Origin of the sequence: Nocardioides marinquilinus (assembly GCF_039543705.1) — a bacterium.
In the GTDB taxonomy this organism is placed as follows: Bacteria; Actinomycetota; Actinomycetes; order Propionibacteriales; family Nocardioidaceae; genus Nocardioides; species Nocardioides marinquilinus.
This window is the reverse complement of the sequence record NZ_BAABKG010000006.1, coordinates 1-18,460: the sequence shown is the minus strand read 5'-3', so window position 1 is coordinate 18,460 and position 18,460 is coordinate 1. Positions and strand designations below refer to the sequence as shown.

At 71.4% G+C, this 18,460-nt stretch carries 30 protein-coding genes; 24 read left to right on the top strand and 6 right to left on the bottom strand.

Features of this window, described 5'->3' with window-relative positions; all coding sequences use genetic code 11:
- The 22 genes from rplD to map all read left to right on the top strand — a co-directional run bounded on the left by rplD (position 1) and on the right by map (position 11,540).
- Entirely contained in the window at positions 1-678 is a 678-nt protein-coding gene (rplD, locus tag ABEA04_RS19990) for a 50S ribosomal protein L4 (RefSeq protein WP_345463003.1), read from the top strand.
- A complete protein-coding gene (gene rplW / locus ABEA04_RS19985) occupies positions 675-980 on the top strand; it encodes a 50S ribosomal protein L23 (protein ID WP_345463001.1) in 306 nt (101 codons plus the stop codon). The genes rplD and rplW overlap by 4 nt, the downstream gene beginning before the upstream one ends.
- Positions 980-1,816: a 50S ribosomal protein L2 gene (gene rplB / locus ABEA04_RS19980; protein WP_345462998.1), complete on the top strand. Its 837-nt coding sequence runs from the start codon at positions 980-982 to the stop codon at positions 1,814-1,816. Before rplW ends, rplB begins: the two co-directional genes overlap by 1 nt.
- Before the next feature lie 5 nt (positions 1,817-1,821).
- Positions 1,822-2,103, top strand: a complete 282-nt coding sequence (gene rpsS, locus ABEA04_RS19975) for a 30S ribosomal protein S19 (protein ID WP_345462995.1) — start codon at positions 1,822-1,824, stop codon at positions 2,101-2,103.
- A complete protein-coding gene (gene rplV, locus ABEA04_RS19970) occupies positions 2,103-2,534 on the top strand; it encodes a 50S ribosomal protein L22 (RefSeq protein WP_345462992.1) in 432 nt (143 codons plus the stop codon). The genes rpsS and rplV overlap by 1 nt, the downstream gene beginning before the upstream one ends.
- Entirely contained in the window at positions 2,534-3,373 is an 840-nt protein-coding gene (gene rpsC, locus ABEA04_RS19965; protein WP_345462989.1) for a 30S ribosomal protein S3, read from the top strand. The genes rplV and rpsC overlap by 1 nt, the downstream gene beginning before the upstream one ends.
- Before the next feature lie 3 nt (positions 3,374-3,376).
- A complete protein-coding gene (gene rplP / locus ABEA04_RS19960; RefSeq protein WP_345462986.1) occupies positions 3,377-3,796 on the top strand; it encodes a 50S ribosomal protein L16 in 420 nt (139 codons plus the stop codon).
- The gene (gene rpmC, locus ABEA04_RS19955; RefSeq protein WP_345462983.1) at positions 3,796-4,035 is read left to right on the top strand and encodes a 50S ribosomal protein L29; all 240 of its coding nucleotides are present in this window, start codon (positions 3,796-3,798) and stop codon (positions 4,033-4,035) included. The genes rplP and rpmC overlap by 1 nt, the downstream gene beginning before the upstream one ends.
- On the top strand, positions 4,032-4,325 hold the full coding sequence (gene rpsQ, locus ABEA04_RS19950; protein ID WP_345462980.1) for a 30S ribosomal protein S17: 294 nt from the start codon (positions 4,032-4,034) through the stop codon (positions 4,323-4,325). Before rpmC ends, rpsQ begins: the two co-directional genes overlap by 4 nt.
- On the top strand, positions 4,322-4,690 hold the full coding sequence (gene rplN / locus ABEA04_RS19945) for a 50S ribosomal protein L14 (RefSeq protein WP_345462978.1): 369 nt from the start codon (positions 4,322-4,324) through the stop codon (positions 4,688-4,690). Before rpsQ ends, rplN begins: the two co-directional genes overlap by 4 nt.
- Positions 4,690-5,088, top strand: a complete 399-nt coding sequence (gene rplX / locus ABEA04_RS19940) for a 50S ribosomal protein L24 (RefSeq protein ID WP_345462975.1) — start codon at positions 4,690-4,692, stop codon at positions 5,086-5,088. The genes rplN and rplX overlap by 1 nt, the downstream gene beginning before the upstream one ends.
- Before the next feature lies 1 nt (position 5,089).
- Positions 5,090-5,686: a 50S ribosomal protein L5 gene (gene rplE / locus ABEA04_RS19935; protein ID WP_345462972.1), complete on the top strand. Its 597-nt coding sequence runs from the start codon at positions 5,090-5,092 to the stop codon at positions 5,684-5,686.
- 80 nt (positions 5,687-5,766) lie between these two features.
- Positions 5,767-5,952, top strand: a complete 186-nt coding sequence (locus ABEA04_RS19930; RefSeq protein WP_345462969.1) for a type Z 30S ribosomal protein S14 — start codon at positions 5,767-5,769, stop codon at positions 5,950-5,952.
- Positions 5,953-6,028: 76 nt separating this feature from the next.
- Positions 6,029-6,433, top strand: coding sequence for a 30S ribosomal protein S8 (gene rpsH, locus ABEA04_RS19925; protein ID WP_345462965.1), 405 nt, complete (start codon positions 6,029-6,031; stop codon positions 6,431-6,433).
- Positions 6,434-6,465: 32 nt separating this feature from the next.
- On the top strand, positions 6,466-7,005 hold the full coding sequence (gene rplF, locus ABEA04_RS19920; protein WP_345462962.1) for a 50S ribosomal protein L6: 540 nt from the start codon (positions 6,466-6,468) through the stop codon (positions 7,003-7,005).
- A 2-nt stretch (positions 7,006-7,007) separates the two neighbouring features.
- Entirely contained in the window at positions 7,008-7,391 is a 384-nt protein-coding gene (gene rplR, locus ABEA04_RS19915) for a 50S ribosomal protein L18 (RefSeq protein WP_345462960.1), read from the top strand.
- 35 nt (positions 7,392-7,426) lie between these two features.
- A complete protein-coding gene (rpsE, locus tag ABEA04_RS19910) occupies positions 7,427-8,056 on the top strand; it encodes a 30S ribosomal protein S5 (RefSeq protein ID WP_345462958.1) in 630 nt (209 codons plus the stop codon).
- On the top strand, positions 8,056-8,244 hold the full coding sequence (rpmD, locus tag ABEA04_RS19905) for a 50S ribosomal protein L30 (protein WP_345462955.1): 189 nt from the start codon (positions 8,056-8,058) through the stop codon (positions 8,242-8,244). Before rpsE ends, rpmD begins: the two co-directional genes overlap by 1 nt.
- 1 nt (position 8,245) lies before the next feature.
- Positions 8,246-8,686 carry a 50S ribosomal protein L15 gene (rplO, locus tag ABEA04_RS19900; RefSeq protein WP_345462952.1) on the top strand — a complete coding sequence of 147 codons (441 nt, stop codon included), beginning with the start codon at positions 8,246-8,248 and terminating at the stop codon, positions 8,684-8,686.
- A gap of 122 nt (positions 8,687-8,808) precedes the next feature.
- Positions 8,809-10,113 carry a preprotein translocase subunit SecY gene (secY, locus tag ABEA04_RS19895; protein ID WP_345462949.1) on the top strand — a complete coding sequence of 435 codons (1,305 nt, stop codon included), beginning with the start codon at positions 8,809-8,811 and terminating at the stop codon, positions 10,111-10,113.
- Entirely contained in the window at positions 10,110-10,685 is a 576-nt protein-coding gene (locus ABEA04_RS19890; RefSeq protein WP_345462946.1) for an adenylate kinase, read from the top strand. Before secY ends, ABEA04_RS19890 begins: the two co-directional genes overlap by 4 nt.
- Before the next feature lie 36 nt (positions 10,686-10,721).
- Positions 10,722-11,540 (top strand): type I methionyl aminopeptidase, encoded by an 819-nt coding sequence (gene map / locus ABEA04_RS19885; protein WP_345462944.1) that lies wholly within the window; start codon positions 10,722-10,724, stop codon positions 11,538-11,540.
- A gap of 303 nt (positions 11,541-11,843) precedes the next feature.
- Here map and ABEA04_RS19880 read toward each other — a convergent pair whose 3' ends face one another.
- Genes ABEA04_RS19880 through ABEA04_RS19870 form a run of 3 tightly spaced genes read right to left on the bottom strand, consistent with a single transcriptional unit; the run spans position 11,844 to position 13,833 of the window.
- The gene (locus ABEA04_RS19880) at positions 11,844-12,104 is read right to left on the bottom strand and encodes a hypothetical protein (protein ID WP_345462941.1); all 261 of its coding nucleotides are present in this window, start codon (positions 12,102-12,104) and stop codon (positions 11,844-11,846) included.
- On the bottom strand, positions 12,101-12,901 hold the full coding sequence (locus ABEA04_RS19875; RefSeq protein WP_345462938.1) for a hypothetical protein: 801 nt from the start codon (positions 12,899-12,901) through the stop codon (positions 12,101-12,103). Before ABEA04_RS19875 ends, ABEA04_RS19880 begins: the two co-directional genes overlap by 4 nt.
- Positions 12,898-13,833: a WXG100 family type VII secretion target gene (locus ABEA04_RS19870; protein WP_345462935.1), complete on the bottom strand. Its 936-nt coding sequence runs from the start codon at positions 13,831-13,833 to the stop codon at positions 12,898-12,900. The genes ABEA04_RS19875 and ABEA04_RS19870 overlap by 4 nt, the downstream gene beginning before the upstream one ends.
- A 238-nt stretch (positions 13,834-14,071) precedes the next feature.
- Between ABEA04_RS19870 and ABEA04_RS19865 the strand changes: the two genes are divergently transcribed.
- The gene (locus ABEA04_RS19865) at positions 14,072-16,600 is read left to right on the top strand and encodes an FHA domain-containing protein (RefSeq protein ID WP_345462932.1); all 2,529 of its coding nucleotides are present in this window, start codon (positions 14,072-14,074) and stop codon (positions 16,598-16,600) included.
- A 6-nt stretch (positions 16,601-16,606) separates the two neighbouring features.
- Here the strand turns inward: ABEA04_RS19865 and ABEA04_RS19860 are convergent, their stop codons facing one another.
- The gene (locus ABEA04_RS19860) at positions 16,607-16,882 is read right to left on the bottom strand and encodes a TetR/AcrR family transcriptional regulator (protein WP_345462929.1); all 276 of its coding nucleotides are present in this window, start codon (positions 16,880-16,882) and stop codon (positions 16,607-16,609) included.
- Positions 16,879-17,838, bottom strand: coding sequence for a metallophosphoesterase (locus tag ABEA04_RS19855; protein ID WP_345462926.1), 960 nt, complete (start codon positions 17,836-17,838; stop codon positions 16,879-16,881). The genes ABEA04_RS19860 and ABEA04_RS19855 overlap by 4 nt, the downstream gene beginning before the upstream one ends.
- A 41-nt stretch (positions 17,839-17,879) precedes the next feature.
- On the opposite strand from ABEA04_RS19855, the gene ABEA04_RS19850 reads away from it, so the two are divergent.
- Positions 17,880-18,332, top strand: a complete 453-nt coding sequence (locus ABEA04_RS19850; RefSeq protein WP_345462923.1) for a hypothetical protein — start codon at positions 17,880-17,882, stop codon at positions 18,330-18,332.
- On the opposite strand, the gene ABEA04_RS19845 is transcribed toward ABEA04_RS19850, so the two are convergent.
- Positions 18,329-18,460 (bottom strand): integrase core domain-containing protein (locus ABEA04_RS19845; protein WP_345463665.1); only part of this gene is annotated, 132 nt, incomplete at its 5' end. The genes ABEA04_RS19850 and ABEA04_RS19845 overlap by 4 nt on opposite strands.

Here is an 18,460-nt window from a genome sequence, read left to right as displayed (position 1 = left end):
ATGGCCGCCAAGACCACGACCCAGAAGGTCGACCTGCCCGCCGAGATCTTCGGCCAGCGCGTCAACGTGCCGCTGATCCACCAGGTGGTCGTCGCCCAGCAGGCCGCGGCCCGCCAGGGCACCGCCGCCACCAAGACCCGCGGCGAGGTGAGCGGCGGTGGCCGCAAGCCCTACAAGCAGAAGGGCACCGGCCGCGCCCGCCAGGGCTCGACCCGCGCGCCGCAGTTCACCGGCGGTGGCGTCGTCCACGGCCCGCAGCCGCGCAGCTACGACCAGCGCACGCCCAAGAAGATGAAGGCCGCGGCTCTCCGCTCGGCCCTGTCCGACCGGGCCGTCAACGACCGCATCCACGTGGTCGACGCGCTGGTCACCGGCGACGTGCCCTCGACCAAGACGGCGCTCGGCGCCCTCCGCGGCCTCGTCGAGCGCCGCAAGTTCCTCGTCGTGCTCGAGCGCACCGACACCCTCACCTGGCTCTCGCTGCGCAACGCGCCCGAGGTGCACATCGTGGCGGTCGACCAGCTCAACACCCGCGACGTGATCGCCTCCGACGACGTCGTGTTCACCCGCGGCGCCTACGACGCGTTCGTCGCCGTGCAGACCGGCCAGACCGGCGCCGCCCAGCACGCCGACGACACCAAGGACGACACCAGGACCGAGACGGAGGACGCCAAGTGAGCACGATCCACAAGGACCACCGCGACGTCCTGATCGCCCCGGTGGTGTCCGAGAAGAGCTACAGCCTCCTCGACGCCAACAAGTACACCTTCGTGGTGCGCCCCGACGCCAACAAGACCGAGATCAAGATCGCGGTTGAGAAGATCTTCGGCGTCAAGGTCACCTCGGTGAACACCCTCAACCGGCAGGGCAAGACCCGTCGCACCCGCTACGGCACCGGCAAGCGCAAGGACACCAAGCGCGCCATCGTCAGCCTGGCCGAGGGTCACCGCATCGACATCTTCGGAGGACCGGTTTCCTGATGGCCATTCGCAAGTACAAGCCGACCACCCCGGGCCGTCGCGGCTCCTCGGTCGCCGACTTCGTCGAGATCACCCGCACCACCCCCGAGAAGTCGCTGACCCGCCCGCTGCCCAAGAAGGGCGGCCGCAACAACCAGGGACGCATCACCACCCGTCACCAGGGCGGTGGCCACAAGCGCGCCTACCGGATCATCGACTTCCGTCGCTACGACAAGGACGGCGTGCCGGCCAAGGTCGCCCACATCGAGTACGACCCGAACCGCACCGCGCGCATCGCGCTGCTGCACTACGCCGACGGCGAGAAGCGCTACATCATCGCGCCGCGCGACCTCGGCCAGGGCACGCGCGTCGAGTCGGGCCCCAACGCCGACATCAAGCCGGGCAACAACCTCCCGCTGCGCAACATCCCCGTCGGCACCACGATCCACTGCGTCGAGCTGCGGCCCGGCGGCGGTGCCAAGATCGCCCGCTCGGCCGGCAACAGCGCCCAGCTCGTCGCCCGTGAGGGCTCGCGCGCCACGCTGCGCATGCCCTCGGGCGAGATGCGCTTCGTCGACGTGCGCTGCCGCGCCACCGTCGGCGAGGTCGGCAACGCCGAGCAGTCGAACATCAACTGGGGCAAGGCCGGCCGCATGCGCTGGAAGGGCAAGCGCCCGACCGTCCGCGGTGTCGTCATGAACCCGGTCGACCACCCGCACGGCGGTGGTGAGGGCAAGACGTCCGGCGGTCGTCACCCGGTCTCGCCGTGGGGCAAGCCCGAGGGCCGCACCCGCAAGCGCAAGGCCTCCGACAGCCAGATCATCCGTCGCCGCCGCACCGGCAAGGGTAGGAAGTAACCGACATGCCTCGCAGCCTGAAGAAGGGCCCCTTCGTCGACGACCACCTTCAGAAGAAGGTGGACGCCGAGAACGAGAAGGGCTCGCACAACGTGATCAAGACCTGGTCGCGCCGCTCGATGATCGTGCCCGACATGATCGGCCACACCATCGCGGTCCACGACGGTCGCAAGCACGTGCCGGTGTTCATCACCGACGCGATGGTCGGTCACAAGCTGGGCGAGTTCGCCCCCACCCGCACCTACCGCGGTCACGTCAAGGAAGACCGGAAAGGACGTCGTCGCTGATGGCCACCTCCGAGCGCTACCGCGTCAGCGCCCGCCGCGACTCGCTGCTGGGCGAGGAGCCCGGTGCCTACGCCACCGCGCGGTTCACCCGCATCTCGCCGATGAAGGCGCGTCGCGTGGTCGACCTCGTCCGCGGCCTGCCCGTCGACGAGGCGCGTGACCTGCTCCGCTTCGCCCCGCAGTCGGCTTCCGAGACGGTGCTCAAGGTCCTCGAGAGCGCCGTCGCCAACGCCGAGACCACCGAGGGCCTCGACGGCCTGCTCGTGGTCTCCAAGGCCATGGTCGACGAGGGCCCCACGATGAAGCGCTGGCGCCCCCGGGCCCAGGGCCGGGCCACCCGCATCAACAAGCGGACCAGCCACATCACCCTCGTCGTCCAGCCGGCCGACGTCGTCCGCTCCAGCCGCACCTCGAACAGGAAGGGCGCCTGATGGGACAGAAGATCCACCCCAACGGCTTCCGCCTCGGCATCAGCACCGACCACAAGTCCCGCTGGTACGCCGACAAGCTGTACAAGTCCTACGTCGGTGAGGACGTCGCGATCCGCCGTCTGCTCAGCAAGGGCATGGAGCGCGCCGGCATCTCCAAGGTGGAGATCGAGCGCACCCGTGACCGCGTGCGCGTCGACATCCACACCGCGCGTCCCGGCATCGTCATCGGTCGCCGCGGCGCCGAGGCCGACCGCATCCGCGGCGAGCTCGAGAAGCTCACCGGCAAGCAGGTGCAGCTGAACATCCTCGAGGTCAAGAGCCCCGAGGTCGACGCCCAGCTCGTCGCCCAGGGTGTCGCCGAGCAGCTCGCCGGCCGCGTGCAGTTCCGCCGCGCGATGCGCAAGGCGATGCAGACCACCATGCGCTCCGGCGCCAAGGGCATCCGCATCCAGTGCTCGGGCCGCCTCAACGGCGCCGAGATGTCGCGCACCGAGTTCTACCGCGAGGGCCGCGTGCCCCTGCACACGCTGCGCGCCGACATCGACTACGGCTTCTACGAGGCCAAGACCACCTTCGGCCGCATCGGCGTGAAGGTCTGGATCTACAAGGGCGAGGTCGCCGGCTCCCGCGCCGAGCGCCAGGCCCAGGCCGCTGCTCGCGCCGGCGTCCCCGGCCGCGGTGGCAACCGCGGCGGCGGCCGCGGCGGCGAGCGTCCCACCCGGGGCTCGCGTCCCACCCGCGCCGACCGCGACGGCGGCGCCGAGGCCACCCCCTCCACCGAGGCGGCCCCGGCTCCCACGTCCGAGGCCGGCGCCACCGCACCCGGAACGGAGGGCTGAGCCATGTTGATGCCCCGACGGCTCAAGCACCGCAAGCAGCACCACCCCCGGCGCCGCGGCACCGCCAAGGGCGGCACCACGCTGGCGTTCGGCGACTACGGCATCCAGGCGATCCAGGGTCACTACGTCACCAACCGGCAGATCGAGTCGGCCCGTATCGCGATGACCCGTCACATCAAGCGTGGCGGCAAGGTGTGGATCAACATCTACCCCGACCGCCCTCTGACCAAGAAGCCCGCCGAGACCCGCATGGGCTCCGGCAAGGGCTCGCCGGAGTGGTGGATCGCCAACGTCAAGCCCGGACGCGTGATGTTCGAGCTCTCCGGTGTCGACGAGGAGACCGCCCGCGAGGCCATGCGCCGCGCGATCCACAAGCTGCCCATGAAGTGCCGCTTCATCACCCGAGAGGCCGGTGAGTTCTGATGGCGAGCGACCTGAAGGCCCACGAGCTCGACGACCTCAACGACATCGACCTCGAGACCAAGCTGCGCGAGTCCAAGGAGGAGCTGTTCAACCTGCGGTTCCAGGCCGCGACCGGACAGCTCGAGAGCCACGGCCGGCTGCGCAGCGTCAAGAAGGACATCGCGCGCATCTACACCGTGGTCCGCGAGCGCGAGCTCGGCATCCGCACCGCGCCCGAGAGCAACGAGGCAAACGCATGAGTGAGACCACCGAGAACACCGAGCAGACCGAGACCCCGCAGCGCAACGCGCGCAAGACCCGCGAGGGCCTCGTGGTCAGCGACAAGATGGACAAGACCGTCGTGGTCGAGGTCGAGGACCGCGTCAAGCACGCGCTCTACGGCAAGGTCCTGCGCCGCACCAGCAAGCTGAAGGCGCACGACGAGAGCAACGAGTGCGGCATCGGCGACCGCGTCCTGATCATGGAGACCCGGCCGCTGTCGGCGACGAAGCGCTGGCGGCTCGTGAGGATTCTGGAGAAGGCGAAGTGATCCAGCAGGAGTCGCGACTCAAGATCGCCGACAACACCGGTGCGAAGGAGATCCTCTGCATCCGCGTGCTCGGCGGTTCCGGACGGCGTTACGCCGGCATCGGTGACGTCATCGTCGCCACCGTCAAGGACGCCATCCCCGGTGGCAACGTCAAGAAGGGCGAGGTCGTCAAGGCCGTCATCGTCCGCACCGTCAAGGAGCGCCGGCGCGCCGACGGTTCCTACATCAAGTTCGACGAGAACGCCGCGGTGATCCTCAAGTCCGACGGCGAGCCGCGCGGCACGCGCATCTTCGGCCCCGTGGGTCGCGAGCTGCGCGAGAAGCGGTTCATGAAGATCATCTCGCTCGCACCGGAGGTGCTGTGATGGCTGAGAACGCCAAGAAGCAGGCCCAGGCCGGCAAGGCCCCCAAGATCAAGATCCGCAAGGGCGACACCGTCAAGGTGATCGCCGGTCGCGACAAGGGCGCCGAGGGCAAGGTCATCCGCGTGATCCGCGAGGAGCAGCGGCTGATCGTCGAGGGCGTCAACCGCGTCAAGCGGCACACCAAGGTCGTCAACCAGGGCGGCCGCGACGGCAAGACCGGCGGCATCATCACCAGCGAGGCCCCGATCCACGTCTCCAACGTGATGCTGGTCGAGGGTGACGGCGTCACCCGGGTCGGCTTCCGCCGCGACGAGGTGACCAAGCGTCGTCCCGACGGCTCGACCTACCTCGGCACCCGCAGCGTCCGCATCTCGCGCAAGACCGGCAAGGAGATCTGAGATGACCGACACCGCGACCGAGGCGACCGAGACGACGGAGGCCACGCCGGCCCCGACGCCGCGCCTCAAGACGCGCTACCGCGAGGAGATCGTGCCGGCGCTCACCGCCGAGTTCGACATCCCGAACCGCATGCTGGTGCCCGGCCCGGTCAAGATCGTGGTCAACATGGGCGTCGGCGAGGCCGCGCGCGACTCGAAGCTGATCGAGGGCGCCATCCGCGACCTCACCCAGATCACCGGCCAGAAGCCCGCCGTGACCCGGGCCCGCAAGTCGATCGCCCAGTTCAAGCTGCGCGAGGGCATGCCGATCGGCGCCCACGTGACGCTGCGCGGCGACCGCATGTGGGAGTTCCTCGACCGGCTGCTGTCGCTCGCGCTGCCCCGCATCCGCGACTTCCGCGGCCTGAGCCCGCGCCAGTTCGACGGCAACGGCAACTACACCTTCGGCCTGACCGAGCAGGTCATGTTCCACGAGATCAACCAGGACAAGGTCGACCGCCAGCGCGGCATGGACATCACGGTCGTCACCACGGCCAGCAACGACGACCAGGGACGCGCGCTGCTCAAGCAGCTCGGCTTCCCGTTCGCGGAGCGCTGATCGGCGTGCCCACGACAACCACAGCTCGGCCCAGCGCGGAGCGAACCAAGCTGCACCGAGCGGAGAAGTGAGGAAGCGACATGGCTAAGACTTCGCTGAAGGTCAAGGCGGCCAGGAAGCCCAAGTACGCCGTGCGCGCCTACACGCGCTGCCAGCGGTGCGGCCGGCCCAAGGCCGTCTACCGCAAGTTCGGCCTGTGCCGCATCTGCCTGCGCGAGATGGCGCACCGCGGCGAGCTGCCGGGCGTCACCAAGTCCAGCTGGTGATCCAGCACCCTTACGACCGCTGAAGGTCCGCACCCGGACGGCTGCGGAAACCACAGAAGAGAGAAGTTCGACACCCATGACGATGACCGACCCGATCGCCGACATGCTGACCCGGTTGCGCAACGCCAACCAGGCCTACCACGACGCGGTCTCGATGCCCTACAGCAAGCTGAAGCAGGGCGTCGCCGAGATCCTCCAGCAGGAGGGCTACATCACCTCCTTCGACGTCGCCGACGCCGAGAGCGGCGTGGGCCAGACGCTCACGATCACGCTGAAGTACGGCCGCAACCGCGAGCGCTCGATCGCCGGCGTCCGCCGCATCAGCAAGCCCGGTCTGCGCGTCTACGCCAAGCACACCGGCCTGCCGAAGGTGCTCGGTGGCCTCGGCGTCGCGATCATCTCCACCAGCCAGGGCCTGCTGACCGATCGTCAGGCCAACACCAAGGGCGTCGGCGGCGAAGTGCTCGCCTACGTCTGGTGACGGCCCGGTTCGAGACAAAGGAGAACGAGTAAATGTCGCGCATCGGCAAGCTGCCGGTCCCGGTCCCCGCGGGCGTCGACGTCGCCCTCGACGGTCCGCTCGTGACCGTCAAGGGCCCGAAGGGCACCCTCAGCCACCAGGTCGCCTCGCCCATCACCGTCGAGCAGGGTGACGGCGTCCTCGACGTCCGTCGTCCCGACGACGAGCGCACGAGCAAGGCGCTCCACGGACTGACCCGCACCCTGGTCAACAACATGGTCGTCGGTGTCACCGACGGCTACGAGAAGAAGCTCGAGATCGTCGGCGTCGGCTACCGCGTGCTGCCCAAGGGCCCCACGCAGCTGGAGTTCCAGCTCGGCTACAGCCACCCGATCGTCTTCGACGCCCCCGAAGGGATCACCTTCACCACCGACGGACCCACCCGCCTCGGCGTGGTCGGCATCGACAAGCAGCTGGTCGGCGAGGTCGCCGCCAACATCCGCAAGCTGCGCAAGCCCGAGCCCTACAAGGGCAAGGGTGTGCGCTACGCGGGCGAGGTCGTCCGCAAGAAGGTCGGAAAGGCAGGCAAGTAGTCATGGGCATCGCCCTGCAGCACAAGAAGCACGCCTCCGCGCGGCTGCGTTCGCGCCTGCGCCGCCAGCTGCGTGGTCGCAAGCGCATCAGCGGCACCGCCGACCGGCCTCGCATGGTCGTCACGCGGAGCACCAAGCACATCACCGTCCAGGTCGTCGACGACCTCGTCGGCAAGACGCTGGTCTCGGCCTCCACCATGGAGGCCGACCTGCGCAACGCCGACGGCGACAAGACCGCCAAGGCCAAGCGCGTCGGCGAGCTCATCGCCGAGCGCGCCAAGGCCCAGGGCGTCGAGTCGGTGGTCTTCGACCGCGCCGGCAACCAGTACCACGGCCGCATCGCGGCCCTGGCCGACGCGGCCCGCTCCGGCGGGCTGGCGTTCTGAGCCGGCAGACCGAGAAGGACTAGGGAGAACCAGACATGAGTGGACCCCAGCGCGGACAGCGCGACGGCGGTCGCGGTCGCGGCCGCGACGGCGGTCGCGGTCAGGGCGCCGAGAAGAGCCAGTACCTCGAGCGCGTCGTGGCCATCAACCGCGTCGCCAAGGTCGTCAAGGGCGGCCGCCGGTTCAGCTTCACCGCCCTCGTGGTGGTCGGCGACGGCGACGGCCTGGTCGGTGTCGGCTACGGCAAGGCCAAGGAGGTGCCCGCGGCGATCGCCAAGGGCGTCGAGGAGGCCAAGAAGGCCTTCTTCCGCGTGCCCCGCATCCAGGGCACCATCCCGCACCCGGTGCAGGGTGAGAAGGCGGCCGGCGTCGTCTTCCTGCGGCCGGCCTCGCCCGGTACCGGCGTCATCGCCGGTGGCCCGGTGCGCGCCGTCCTCGAGTGCGCCGGCATCCACGACGTGCTGAGCAAGTCGCTCGGCTCCTCGAACCAGATCAACATCGTGCACGCGACCGTCGAGGCGCTGCGCATGCTCGAGCAGCCCGAGGCCGTCGCCTCGCGCCGTGGTCTGCCCGTCGAGGACGTCGCCCCGGCCGCGCTGCTCAAGGCGCAGGCCGAGGGTCGTCGCGAGGCCGCCGAGGCGGCGACCGCAGGGGTGAGCTCCTGATGGCGCAGCTGAAGGTGACCCAGACCCGGTCGACCATCGGACGCAAGGCCAACCAGCGCGAGACCATCCGCTCGCTCGGCCTCAAGCGCATCGGTCACTCGGTCATCAAGGAGGACCGGCCCGACGTTCGCGGCATGGTCAACACCGTCCGTCACCTGGTGACGGTCGAGGTCGTGGGAGAGGACTGAGATGACGCTCAAGCTGCACAACCTGAAGCCGGCGCCCGGCGCCAAGAAGGCCAAGACCCGCGTCGGCCGCGGTGAGGGCTCCAAGGGCAAGACCGCCGGTCGCGGAACCAAGGGCACCAAGGCCCGCGGCCAGGTCCCGGTGGGCTTCGAGGGTGGCCAGATGCCCATCCACATGCGCCTGCCCAAGCTCAAGGGCTTCAAGAACCCCTTCCGCGTCGAGTTCCAGGTCGTCAACCTCGACCGGCTCGCGAAGCTGTTCCCCGAGGGCGGCCAGGTCAGCAAGCAGGACCTCGTCGACCGGGGTGCGGTCCGTCGCAAGCAGCCGGTGAAGGTCCTCGGCCAGGGCACGATCGACGTCAAGGTCGACGTGACCGTCGACGCGTTCTCGGCCTCCGCCAAGGAGAAGATCGAAGCGGCCGGAGGGTCGATCACCCTCGTCTGAGGGCCCCGATCAGGCCTCGCCCGGCCTGTTAGGCTCATCTCGGCCACGTGGCCGTGCACTCCCCCGCCCTGACGCGGGGGAGTCGCCGGTTCCGGTCGCATCCCGCTGGAGAAAGAGGACACGTGCTCACGGCGTTCGCCAACGCATTCAAGACCCCGGACCTGCGGCGCAAGCTGCTGTTCGTCCTGATGATCATCGTGATCTTCCGGGCCGGCTCGCAGATCCCCGCGCCCGGTGTCGACGTGGCGAACGTGCAGGCCTGTCTGAACCAGGCCGAGAACAGTCAGGGCATCTACAACCTGATCAACCTGTTCTCCGGTGGCGCGTTGCTGCAGCTGACGATCTTCGCGCTCGGGATCATGCCGTACATCACGGCGAGCATCATCCTGCAGCTGCTGGTCGTGGTGATCCCACGCCTGGAGGCCCTCAAGAAGGAGGGCCAGGCCGGGCAGACGAAGATCACGCAGTACACCCGCTACCTGACGCTCGGCCTCGCGCTGCTGCAGGCCACCGGCATCGTGGCCCTCGCCCAGTCGGGCAACCTGCTGCAGAACTGCCCCGAGCCGCTGCTGTTCAGCAACAGCCTCGGCACCTTCGTGGTCATGGTCGTCACGATGACCGCGGGCACCGCGGTGATCATGTGGCTCGGCGAGCAGATCACCGAGCGCGGCGTCGGCAACGGCATGTCGATCCTGATCTTCACCCAGGTCGTCGCCACCTTCCCGATCGCGCTGTGGCAGGTCGGCCAGACCCAGGGCTGGTGGACCTTCGGGATCGTCATCGCGGTCGGCATGGTGGTCGTCGCGGCCGTCATCTTCATCGAGCAGGCGCAGCGCCGCATCCCGGTGCAGTACGCCCGCCGCATGGTCGGCCGCAAGATGTTCGGCGGCTCCTCGACCTACATCCCGCTCAAGGTCAACCAGGCCGGCATCATCCCGGTCATCTTCGCCTCCTCGCTGCTCTACCTCCCGGCGATGGCGGTGCAGTTCAACCAGGGCAACGACGACCCGCCCGGGTACATCAACTGGATCAGCGCGCACTTCGTCAACGGCGACCACCCGTACTACATGGCGACCTACTTCGCGCTGATCATCTTCTTCACCTACTTCTACGTCTCCATCACCTTCAACCCGAAGGAAGTGGCCGACAACATGAAGAAGTACGGCGGCTTCATCCCCGGGATCCGGGCGGGCAAGCCGACCGAGGACTACCTCTCCTACGTGCTGTCCCGCATCACGCTGCCCGGAGCGATCTACCTCGGTCTGATCTCGCTCATCCCGCTCATCGCGATCGTGCTCATCGAGGCCAACCAGAACTTCCCGTTCGGCGGCACCTCGATCCTGATCATGGTCGGCGTCGCCCTCGACACGGTGAAGCAGATCGAGAGCCAGCTCCAGCAGCGCAACTACGAAGGCTTCTTGCGTTGAGACTGATCCTGATGGGCCCCCCGGGCGCCGGCAAGGGCACCCAGGCGGCCACCGTCGCCGCGCACTTCGGCATCCCCGCGATCTCGACCGGCGACATCTTCCGCGCCAACGTCTCCAAGGGCACGCCGCTGGGCGTCGAGGCCAAGCGCTACATGGACGCCGGCGAGTACGTGCCCGACGAGATCACCAACAAGATGGTGCGCAACCGCATCGACGAGTCCGATGCCAAGCCCGGCTTCCTGCTCGACGGCTACCCGCGCACCACGGCCCAGGTCGACGAGCTCGACGGGATGATCTCCTTCACCGGTCACAAGCTCGACGCGGCCGTCGTCCTCGTGGTCGACGCCGACGAGCTGGTGGCGCGGCTGCTGCAGCGCGCGCAGACCGAGGGGCGCGCTGACGACACCGAAGAGGTCATCCGTCGGCGCCAGGAGATCTACGCCGACCAGACCGCGCCGCTGATCGAGACCTACCGCGGCCGCGGCGTGCTCGTCGAGGTCGACGGCATGGGCGAGGTCGACGAGGTCACGCAGCGGATCTTCGCGGCGCTCGACATCATCCCCGAGTCCTGAGGCTATGAGCGCCGCGAGGCGTGACGGTGGGTCCTGATGCGCTGGCGTGATCGCGGCATCGAGCTGAAGTCACCCGACCAGGTCGCGCTGATGCGCCGCGCCGGCCTCGTCGTGGCGCGCACCCTCGAGATGCTCGCCGAGCTGGCCCGCCCGGGCCTGACCACCGGCGACCTCGACGCGGCCGCGGAGAAGCACATCCGCGACCTCGGCGGCGTCCCGTCGTTCCTGGGGTACCAGGGCTTCACCGGCTCGCTGTGCGTCTCGGTGAACGAGGAGGTCGTGCACGGCGTCCCGGGCGCGCGGCTGCTCCGCGAGGGCGACGTCGTCTCGATCGACTGCGGTGCCGAGGTCGACGGCTGGCACGGCGACGCCGCCCTGACGGTGGCCCTCGGCGAGGTGCCGCCCGAGGTGCAGGCGCTGATGCGCGACACCGACGACGCGCTGTGGCGCGGCCTGGCCGCCGCCCGCGTCGGCGGCCGGCTCGGCGACGTCTCGCACGCCGTGGAGTCGCACCTCGCGAGCCGCGGCGGCTACGGCATCCTCGACGACTACACCGGGCACGGCATCGGCACCGCCATGCACCAGCCCCCCGACGTGCCCAACCGCGGCCGCCCCGGCCGGGGTCCGCGCCTGGTGGCCGGCATGGCCCTCGCCGTCGAGCCGATGGTGACCCTCGGCGGCGCCGAGACCGACGTCCTCGCCGACGAGTGGACCGTCGTGACCCGCGACGGGTCGTGGGCCGCCCACTACGAGCACTCCGTGGCTATCACCGACGACGGCCCGTGGGTGCTGACCGCCCTCGACGGCGGCCGGGCCCGGCTCGCCGAGCTCGGCGCCGACTACGGCGGAGACTGAGTCGTCTGGTCGCTCCGGGTCGGCCTGCGCCGCCCGCTGAGTCGTCTGGTCGCTCCGGGTCGGCCTGCGCCGCCCGCTGAGTCGTCTGGTCGCTCCGGGTCGGCCTGCGCCGCCCCCTCGCGTCATCGTCGAGGGCTGCCGCCGGCTCGGCATCGCGAGGGGTCCGGCGCACGGGCCGACCCTCCGCTCCGTGCGCCGTGTGGCCAGGTCGTCGTGGGGTCGGGGCGCCTACGACGTGGTCCGACCGGGTCCGGCCCCGAGGCGCCCTCACGCCTGAGACCGTGGACCGTGGGTCGGGGTGGGTCAGCGGGAGGCCGACTCCTGTTGCCGCACCTCGTCGGCGGCGACGCGGGAGGCGTCGTCGAGGGCCTCGGCGGCCTGGCGGAGCGCGACGACGTGCTGGGAGCCCCACTCGGCGTCGAAGCGCTGCCGGTCGTTGCCGACCCACTCGGTGGCGGCGAGGCCGGAGGTGAGGCGCTGCTCGATGCCGCGGACCCGCTCGGCGACGTCGGCCAGCTGGCCGGCGAGGGCCGCGACGGCCTCGGTGTCCATGCCCAGGATCACGGCGTCACCTCCGCGGCCAGCGCGCGGGCGCGCTCGGTGATCGAGGCGACCGTCTCGGCCTGTGCGTGCGCCCGCTGCGAGCCGGGCCGCGCCACGATCGACCACGACCCCTGCGGTCCGGTGAACAGTCCCGTCATCGTCGGCCGCTCGACGGGCCGGCCCTCCTCGCGCGTCACGACGAGGACGTCGGCGCGCAGGTAGGCGCTGCCGAGGTGCGCGAGCAGCTCGGCGGGCGGCTCGGAGTCGGGCGCCACGGGCAGCTCGACGTCGTCGCCGGTGCCGTCGGCAGCCTCGGGGTGCACCACGGCGGCGACGAGCAGGGCGGCGAGGTCACGCCCGTGGCCGAGGGCGAAGCGGTGCAGCCCGTCGGAGGTGACGTTCTCGAGCAGCACCACCTCCTCGACGACGTGGGCGTACCAGAAGTCCTGCTGGGTGGCCGCGGTGCGGGCGACCGCCACGACGGCCGACGCACTCTGCCGCAGCGTCAGCGCCGACAGGACGTCGGTGCGCACCGGCAGGTCGAGGGCGACGTCGCCCGTCGGGCTCTTGGCGCCGCGGGCGGCCGCCAGCGCCACGTCGTCCGGCGGGTCGACGATGCCGCGGGCGATCAGGCCCCGGAAGGCGGTGCGTCGCACCGCGTCGCGCTCGGCGTCCGGCACCTCGGCGAGGGCCGGTGAGACCACCACGCCCTGGTCGGGGGTCAGCACCGAGAGCTCCTCGTCGGTGAGCACCTCGAGGGGGATGGTCTCGGGCCCGCCGCTCGTCGCGTCGGGCTTCACGTCGCTCACGGTCGTCATGCTCCTGCTCCTGCCGTGCGGGGTCCGCCGAGCAGGCCGCGCGCCCACCCGATCGCCTGCTGGTAGCCGCTGCTCACGCCCTGCCAGGCGCGGTCGGCGGTGTCTCCGATCGCCGAGGTGACCCGGCCGACGCGGTCGGTGATGGTGCCCCAGTTGTCGCGGACGGTCGTGTAGGCCGACCAGGCGGAGTACAGGACGACGGCGCCGCCCGCGACGGCGAGGGTCACCGGCGCCGCCGCGATCAGGCCCGCGCCCGAGGCGAGCAGCACGCCGGCGCCGGCCGCGCCGGCCAGGCCGAAGCCGTGGGTGGCGACCTTGTGCCAGCCCTCCTGGTTGCCGCCGGTGATGCCGTCCCACAGGCCGGTGGCCAAGGTGATCGGGAGGAACGCCTTGCCCGCGGTGCGCATGGCGCCGCCGAGGCCGAGCTTGGTGGCCAGCCAGCCGGGCGCGCCGCCGTGGGTGAGCACCCGCAGCGCCTCGGCGACCTTGACCGAGGTGGCGGCCGCCGGCAGCCCCGCCGCGCGGATGGCGTTGACGAACGCGAGCAGCGCCTTCGCCTTGGTGAACGCGGTCATCGGCTTCTTCAGCGTGCTCCACAGCGCCTTGACGTCGTCGATGAAGCGCATGACGCCGTAGGTCGCCGGGGCCGCCGCCACCGACTCCGCGCCGCTGGCCCGCTCCTGCTCCTCGGCGTTCTGCGCGAGCAGCCGCGAGGCGGTCGAGAGCGCGTCGGCCACGCCGGTCATCCGCTGCTGGGCGAAGCTGCCCCACTCCTCCTTGCACCGCACCGCGTCGGGGCCGTGCCAGTCGCGGGCCGCCTCGATGGCGCCGGCGACCTGGGCGCTCAGCTCGCGCAGCTCCTGCGCCCCACGGTCGACGTCGGTCGCGAGGCGCTCGAGCGCCTCGACGTCGGCTCCGAGCAAGCCGGCCATGGGCCCTCCTGGTCTCTCGCGGCGGGGGTGTCGCCGGGTCGTGGTGTGGCGCCGGGGTGGTCGGCCGACGGTGGCGTCACGCTAGGACGGCGCACGGCGGCGCGTCTGCACCGTCGGCGGCGGAGAGTTCCGGATCGTCGTCCGCGTCCGGGGGTCACCGGTTTGTCATGCGTCTCGGCCCGCGGAGCGGCCGATTGTGACTAGGGTTCCTCCGACCAGTCGCCGACCCGCGAGGACCATGACCGAGCAGAACCGGGCCCGCCTGCACGTCCGCACGCCGCAGGGCCACAGGGAGTTCGACCAGGACCGCGTGGTCGTGGGTCGCGAGCTCGACTGCGACGTCGTCGTCGACGACCCACGCGCCTCGCGCCACCACCTCGTCCTCGAGCGACAGGGTCAGAGCTGGTACGCCGTCGACTCCAGCAGCGGCGGCACCTACGTCGGCGGCACCCGGGTCACCCGGCAGGCGCTCGGCCCGGGCCCGACGCCGCTCGCGCTCGGTGACCCCCAGGGCCAGGTGCTCGAGGCCTGGCAGGTGGTGGAGGTCGCCGCGCCGCTCCCGCCGCAGCCCCCGCCGCCTCCGCCGCAGCCGGCCACCCAGCACCACCCCGTGCCGCCGACGGGCGCGATGACGGCGCCGCAGCACGGCCAGGTCCTGCCGCCGCCGGCCTACGTGCCGCAGCCGCCTCCGCCGTCCGGCTCGGTGCCGGTGGTGGCGCAGCCGGTGGTGCCGCCCGGCCAGCTCGCCCACGGCCAGACCATGTTCCCGCCGAACGTGGCGCCCGGCCGGGCGCTGACGATCGGCCGCGACCTGTCGAACGACATCGTGCTCGACGACCCGCTGGTCTCGCGGTTCCACGGCCGGCTCGAGGTCGGCCCGGTCGCCGTCGTGCACGACCTCGGCAGCTTCAACGGGATCTTCGTCGACGGGCAGCGGGTGCAGGGCTCGGCGCGCCTCGACCCGGGCGTCGAGGTCATCCTCGGCAACCAGACCTTCCGCTGGGACGGCGCGCAGCTGCTCTCGTCGGCGACCCAGCACGAGTTCACGCTGTACGCCGACGGGCTCTCGGTGGTCGTCGACGGCGGCAAGCGGCTGCTCGAGAACCTCTCGTGCACCCTCGACCCGTCGTCGCTGACCGCGGTGATCGGCCCGTCGGGCGCCGGCAAGTCGACCCTGCTCGGCGCCCTGACCGGGCTGCGGCCGGCCACGCACGGCCGGGTCATCTGGCAGGGCCACGACCTCTACGCGCACTACGACCAGCTGCGCTTCCAGATCGGCCTGGTGCCCCAGCAGGACATCCAGCACCCGCAGCTGAAGGTGCGGCAGGCGCTCGGCTACGCCGCCGAGCTGCGGCTGCCGCCCGACACCACCGCTCCCGAGCGCCAGCAGCGGGTCAACATGGTCGCCGGGCAGCTGCAGCTGCAGCAGCGCCTCGAGAACCGCATCGGCACCCAGCTCTCGGGCGGGCAGAAGAAGCGCGTCTCGATCGCCACCGAGCTGCTCACCGCGCCGCCGCTGCTCTTCCTCGACGAGCCGACCTCGGGCCTCGACCCGGGCCTCGACCTCGAGGTGATGAAGCAGCTGCGGACGCTCGCCGACGAGGGCCGGGTCGTCGTGGTGGTGACGCACTCGGTGCTCGCGCTCGACGTGTGCGACAACGTCATGGTGCTCGCGCCCGGTGGTCGGGTCGCCTACTTCGGCCCGCCCTCGGGCGTGCTCGCCCACTTCGGCGTCTCGAACTACCCGCAGGTCTTCGACCTGCTCGACGAGCCCGACCTGTGGTCGCGCATCCCCGCGCAGACCCCGCGCGCCGACACCGGCCGGCTGCAGGCGGTGGCGGCCGGCGTCCCCACGCCGCCGCGGCAGTCGTTCGGCAAGCAGCTCTCGACCATGGTGCGGCGCAACGTCGCCGTCGTCATGGCCGACCGGCTGCTGCTGACCATGCTGCTCGCGCTGCCCGTCGTCCTCGGGCTGCTGAGCCGGCTGGTGCCGGGCGGGGCCGGACTGTCGCTCGACGCCTCGCTCAGCTGCCCGGGCGCCAGCCAGTCGGTCGGTCCGCGGCGCTGCCAGCCGGTGCAGGACGGCCAACCCTTCGGCGACCTCATCCTCAAGGTGTTCTCGCCGCAGGAGGCCACGCAACGGCTCATCGTGCTCATCGTCGCGGCCTGCCTGATGGGCATCGCGATCTCGATCCGCGAGCTGGTGGGGGAGCGGGCGATCTTCCGGCGCGAGTACGCCGTCGGCCTCTCGCCGGGCATCTACTTCGCCAGCAAGGTGATCGTGCTCGGGACGGCGGCGTTCGCCCAGGGCCTGCTCGTCACGCTCATCGCGACCGTCGGCCTGCCCGGCCCCGACGGGCAGGCGGGCGCGCTGCGGGTGGCGTTCGTGATCGGGCTGCTCGCCTTCATCATGGCCGCCACCGGGCTCGCGCTGTCGGCGGTCGTCACCAGCACCGAGCAGACGATGCCGGCGCTGGTCGGCATGATCATGGTGCAGCTGGTGCTCTCGGGCTCGCTGTTCCAGGTGCACGGCCGGGTGCTGCTCGAGCAGGTCGCCTGGCTCGCGCCGTCGCGGTGGGCCTTCGCGGTCGCCGCCGGCGCGATGGGCATGGGCCGCATCCCCGACGAGCGGTTCAGCGACGACGGCATCATCGAGGCCGGCGGCGGGCCGTTCGCGCTCGCGCTGTTCGTGATGCTGCTGCTGGCCGCCGTCACGCTCGCGGCCGGCTACTGGCTGGTCAAGCGCAGCGCCACGTCCGACAAGTAGGCCGGCTCAGCCCGACGGGCGCAGGTGGGCCGGCAGCTCGGCGACGACGCTGCGACGCAGGGCCGGGTCGTCGTCGTCCGGCCACCGCTCGAGCACCAGCGCGACGAGGTCGTCGCGGTCGGGCAGGTAGTGGCGCAGGACGGCGGCGTCGAGCCCGGCCTGCTCGGCGACCCGGTCGAGGTCGAGCCCGTCGTAGCCGGCGGCGACGAGCACCCTGCGTCCGGTCGCGGCGGCGGCGTCGGTGTACGTGCGCAGCCGCGAGACGCGGGGCTGGCGCCTCACGGCGGCCAGGTGCCGTGCGGCTCGCCGGCCGAGGCGGCCTCCTCGTCGGCGTTGAAGGGGGAGTCCTTGCGCGAGAGCAGGTCGCGGCGCTCGTCGACCGAGAGCGCCTCGAGCTGCGCGACGACATCGGCCGGGTAGCCGTGCAGCTCGGGGGCGGCCGCGACCGGCACCAGCGTGTGCACGAGGCGGTCGTCGTAGAGGTGCAGCATGGTGAAGGCGGCGTGGCCGTCGACCCCGGAGACGAACCGGTCGACCGGCGCCGGGTCGGAGGTGTAGCAGGTGGCCGAGGCCACCGAGACCGGCACGCCGGCGAACGTCGACCACGTCGTCAGGTGCAGGTGGCCGCCCAGCACTCCCCGCACGTCGGTGCCGGCCACCACCTCGGCGAGGGCCGGCTGGTCGAGCAGCTCGATGATCTCGGCGGCCCGCAGCATCGGCACCGGCAGCGGCGGGTGGTGCATCGCCAGCAGCGTGCCGTGCGGCGCCGGCGTGGCCAGGACGTCGGCCAGCCAGGCCAGCTGCGCCGGCTCGAGCTCGCCGTGGTGGTAGCCGGGCACGCTGGTGTCGAGGGCGACGATGCGCAGGCCGTCGACGTCGTGCACGCGGTCCTGCGGGCGGGCGCCGCCGTCGTGCTCGTCGAAGAGGGCGTCGGCGTAGGCGTGCCGCTCGTCGTGGTTGCCCATCGTCCAGACCACCTCGGCGCCGAGGGCGGCGGCGGCCGGCTCGACCAGGGCCCGCAGCCGGGCGTAGGCGGCCGGCTCGGCCCGGTCGGCGAGGTCGCCGGTGAAGACGAGGGCCTGCGGCGCGGGGTCGAGCCCGGCCAGCCGGTCGAGTGCCCGTCGCAGGTTGCCCTCGGTGTCGACTCGGCCGTACTGCAGGCGCCCGCCGGCGAGCAGGTGCGGGTCGCTGAGGTGCGCGACGACGTGCCGCGGTGGGGGGTGCTGGCCCAGCTGCATGCGTCGAAACTAGTGTGCGCGGCGACGAGAGGAGCCCCGACATGGCACTGCGCGACACGATGCGCGAGCGGGCCCAGCCCTGGCTGCAGCCGGGCGAGCAGGTGCAGGTGGTCTTCGGCGGCCAGAAGATCACGCAGTGGTGGATCATGCTGTCGGCGCTCGTCCTGCTGATCGCCAACCGCTACCGGGTCGTGGTCGCCACCGACCGCCGCATCCTGGTGCTGGCCGGCACCCGGATGTCGCAGAGCAAGGTCACCGGCGTGCTCGCCGAGCTGCCCCGTGCGACGCCGATCGGCCCGCCGTCCGGCCTGTGGTGGAAGTGCGAGTCCCTCGGCGAGCCGCTCTACGTGCACCGGCGCTTCCACAAGGACGTCGTCGCTGCCGACTCGATGCGACCGCAGCACCCGCAGAGCGGGCCGTACCCGCAGGGCCCGTCGTACCCGCAGGGCCCGCCGCCGCCCTACCCGCCGGGCCCGGCGTCCCCCACGCCCTAGCTGTGATGCCCAGCCAGGTTGTTCAACCGGTTGATGGGTGGTTGGCCTGCGAGGGCTGAGTGGGGCCGGTGGTGGTTGTACTGGTGCAGCCATCCTGCCAGGGCTGCTCGGCGGGCGTTTTCGGACGT